This window comes from Phenylobacterium sp. (assembly GCF_036821595.1).
In the GTDB taxonomy this organism is placed as follows: Bacteria; Pseudomonadota; Alphaproteobacteria; order Caulobacterales; family Caulobacteraceae; genus Phenylobacterium.
In genome coordinates this window covers 1-2,097 of sequence record NZ_DAISJG010000165.1, presented here as the reverse complement: position 1 = coordinate 2,097, position 2,097 = coordinate 1, and the positions used below count along the sequence as shown (strand labels likewise).

Here is a 2,097-nt window from a genome sequence, read left to right as displayed (position 1 = left end):
GCATCCTGGTGCTGGCCATCCTGATCCTGGCCTACACCTTCAACTTCCTGGACCGCCAGATCCTCGGGATCCTGGCCGGCTCCATCAAGAAGGACCTCGGCCTCACCGACAGCCAGCTCGGCCTGATGGGCGGGCTGGCCTTCGCGCTTTTCTACACCGGCCTCGGCATACCGATCGCCTGGTGGGCCGACCGCGGCAACCGGACCTGGATCATGACCGGGGCGCTGACGCTGTGGAGCGGCTTCACGGCGCTGTGCGGGCTCGCCGGCGGCTTCTGGCAGCTGTTCTTCTGCCGCATGGGCGTGGGCGTGGGCGAGGCGGGCGGCGTCGCCCCGGCCTACTCCCTGATCGCCGACTACTTCCCGAAGCATCAGCGGGCCCGGGCGCTGGCGGCCTATTCCTTCGGCATCCCCATCGGATCGGCCCTCGGCATCCTGTTCGGCGGCCTGATCGCCGCCTCCATCGACTGGCGCGCCGCCTTCATCATCGTCGGCCTCGCCGGCGTCCTTTTGGCTCCGGTGTTCAAGCTGATCGTCAAGGAGCCGCCGCGTGGCGGGATGGACGAGGCGCCCGCCGTGGCCGCGCCGGCGGCGGGCGGCCTCGGCCGTCTTCTCGCCAAGCCCAGCTTCTGGCTGATCTCGCTCGGCGCCGCGGCCTCGTCGGTGTGCGGCTATGGCGTCGCCTTCTGGCTGCCCTCCTTCTTCGAGCGCAGCCTGGGCATGGGCCTCGTGGACCGCTCCCTGTTCCTGGGGTCGATGACCCTGGTGGGCGGGGTGATCGGCGTCTGGGCGGGCGGCTGGCTCGGCGATCGCCTGGGGCAGGCGAGGCCGCAGGCCTATCTGCTGGTCCCCGCCGTGGCCTTCCTCATCGCCCTGCCGTGCTTCTTCATGGCGGTGCAGGCCACCAGCCTGCCGATCGCCTTCGTCCTGTTCCTGATCCCCACCGGCCTGAACCTGGTCTGGCTGGGCCCGGTCATTACTGCGGTGCAGCACCTGGTGCCGGCGGCGCAGCGCTCCACCGCCTCGGCCTGCTTCCTGTTCGTGAACAACCTGATCGGGCTCGGCCTCGGCACCTGGTTCTTCGGCGCCGTCTCCGATGCGCTGACGCCGCGGTTCGGGACGGAAGCCCTGCGCTACGCCATCTATTCGGGCCTGGGCTTCTATGTGGTCAGCGCCGCCCTGTTCGGCCTCGCAGCGCTACGGCTGCGCCGTGACTGGGTCGCCTAGGACAGGATGTCGCAGGAATTCCGATCCAGGTGAAATTTCGCTTGCGTTTGTGCGCTGCAGCGTGAAAGTGGATCTCGCCCTTCGGGGCGTTTCCTCCCTATGAACTGGCCGCGCCCGCAAGAGCGCGGCCTTTTTTTTGGCCCCGCGGCGGGCGTGGCGGCGGAGCGCCGCGGCATGCTAGACCGAACATTGATTCCGCCCGCTCACAGGAGCCCTTCGTGAAATCCGGCCTGATCGCCCTGAGCCTCGCCGCCATCCTCCTTGCCGCGTGCGACCGCAAGGCCGACGCACCTGCCGCCCCGACGCCCGCCGGACCTGCCGCGGCCGCCACGGAGCGGGCGGCGTCTGTGCGCTGGAATCCCGCCGCCGGCGGGTTCGAGATGGGCGGGGTCGCCCTGCGCACGGCCAAGCTCTGGACCTTCGACGGCTCGACCGACGGCTTCACCGGCGTCGGCAGCCAGCTGGCGCCGACCGCAGGTCAGGGGCTCGCGGTCACGGTCGCCGATCCGACGGTCCGCTCGCCGAGCGGGCTGGCGATCCCGGGCGGCCAGTACCCGCTGGTGATCGTGCGTCTGACCCGCGTCGGCGCGGGCGAGGCCTGGGACGGCGCGCTCTACTACTCCACCGCCACCCACGGCGAGGGGATCAACTGGCTGGGCAAGCCGGTCGACAACGAGTCGCCGAAGCTCAACGAGACCGTCACCCTGGTCTACGACATGCGCCGCCAGGCCCAGGGCGGGCCCGACTGGACCCAGTCGGTGATCGACCAGATCCGCCTGGACATCGAGGACAAGCCCGGCGGCCGGTTCGTGATCCACCAGGTGGCCATCGCGGAGAACCCGACCCCGCCGCCGGCCGCCCCGGCCGAGGC

General features: G+C 70.6%; 2 protein-coding genes. Both read left to right on the top strand.

Features of this window, described 5'->3' with window-relative positions:
- Positions 1-2: 2 nt before the first annotated feature.
- A complete protein-coding gene (locus V7Z97_RS20240; RefSeq protein WP_334165404.1) occupies positions 3-1,226 on the top strand; it encodes a spinster family MFS transporter in 1,224 nt (407 codons plus the stop codon).
- 218 nt (positions 1,227-1,444) lie between these two features.
- A partial coding sequence (locus tag V7Z97_RS20235) for a hypothetical protein (RefSeq protein ID WP_334165401.1) occupies positions 1,445-2,097 on the top strand: 653 nt, incomplete at its 3' end.